Genomic DNA, 1,000 nt, shown 5'->3' with positions numbered 1-1,000 from the left:
GACCCGTTACACTCGGCATTTTTGGTTCGGAGTTCGGTGCGCTTGGTAAGTTAATCGTGGGGCACCTTATCGCAGGCGTTAAGTGTCAGGAGGTAATATGGATTTCAGTACAATTATTAGTAATATCCAAAATTGGGTCGAGCATTGGCCTGAAAAACGCACCGATGATATGTCTTTGATTTCAAAAGCAGCTATATCAGAAGGGTGGTATCTAAATGAAGCATTACTATTTGGGATTTATAGCCAAATAGAAGATCATGATGATTTTCCCAGTATGATTGAATCTTTGTTACTCGAAGACTGGGATGGCTTTTGGGATGCAGTTTTCAAGGTTGAACCTTCCCGATATTCATTGCTTTCTGAAGCAAAGAAATGCTTTGAGTCTGGTTTGTATGGTGCATCTATACATCTGTTTTTCAGTCAAGCTGATGGTGTGTTCCATGATCACTTCGGAAAGAGTTTATATAAAAAAGAAGGTGAAAGAGCTAAGGCTGAAGCTGAAGTTCATTTAAAAGATGTGATAGCAAGAGAGTCTTTAGAGCAACTAATTAGTCAGTTTAAAGATGCATCGGTGCTTCGTCGTATGTTTAATGAAGTATATAAAGAAATGTTCTCTGTCATAGGAGCAGATCCTATGAAAAATATTGATCCAGCTGATCCTGAGAATGCTCTTAAAACACCAAATCGACACGGTGTATTACATGGAATGCATAAAGAATATGCTTCTAAGATTAATGCTCTAAAAGTATTTTCGATGTTCTTATTTGTTTTGTATGCAATTCATGGCGAGAGTTTGATGGAATAGACACTTAACAAACGCTTCAACCTGACTGCCAACCTATGGCATTTTTGGTTCGGTTTGGCTTTTGTGATTACGGTGGTCTGTTTGAGTTCGGTGCAGTTGGCAGCAAGTTAAGCGGGCGTTAACTGCTTAAGTGTCAGATAAAGCGGCAATTATGCCGCATTCTGTTATTTGCATGTACCAGGGGCACGGCATGCA

The 1,000-nt window shown here is 39.6% G+C and carries 1 protein-coding gene; it reads left to right on the top strand.

Annotation, left to right across the window (positions count from 1 at the left end; genetic code table 11):
- Window positions 1-97 precede the first annotated feature (97 nt).
- Window positions 98-805, top strand: coding sequence for a hypothetical protein (locus BIT28_RS00005; protein WP_075761599.1), 708 nt, complete (start codon window positions 98-100; stop codon window positions 803-805).
- Window positions 806-1,000: the final 195 nt, after the last annotated feature.

The organism is Photobacterium proteolyticum, from assembly GCF_001939735.1.
Classification (GTDB): domain Bacteria; phylum Pseudomonadota; class Gammaproteobacteria; order Enterobacterales; family Vibrionaceae; genus Photobacterium; species Photobacterium proteolyticum.
Note: the sequence above shows the minus strand (reverse complement) of the source record. Positions and strands in the feature narration are given on the sequence as shown.

Excerpts from the sequence above, each read along its gene's own strand:
- BIT28_RS00005 (WP_075761599.1), top strand. The coding sequence starts at position 98 with ATGGATTTCAGTACAATTATTAGTAATATCCAAAATTGGGTCGAGCAT.